This window comes from Telluria sp. AZSoR62, assembly GCF_058111565.1.
In genome coordinates, this window is sequence record NZ_JBYTST010000656.1 from 1 (window position 1) to 232 (window position 232).

Sequence of the window (232 nt, forward strand, 5' to 3'; positions counted from 1 at the left end):
GGACCCGGCCGAAGCGGAAGCGGCGGCACTTTCCCGTGAGGCTTGTGTCCTTGCTTGCGGTGCTCGGGGTTTTGGGGGGCGCGGCGTATGCAGGGAGGGACGCCATCGACACCGCCGTGGCACAGGTTCAGGACAGATTCCTAAGTTCAGATAAGCGGGCAAAGTCCGTCACCGCTTCCAGTTCCCAGCTGGACCGCCTGCCCGACTTTGCCATGGATACCTTCTACGACCG

The 232-nt window shown here is 63.4% G+C and carries 1 protein-coding gene; it reads left to right on the forward strand.

Going from position 1 to position 232, the window contains the following annotated elements; genetic code table 11:
• Window positions 1-50: 50 nt before the first annotated feature.
• Window positions 51-232: hypothetical protein (locus AC3XQU_RS25065; RefSeq protein ID WP_489876788.1), on the forward strand; the 182-nt coding region annotated here is incomplete at its 3' end.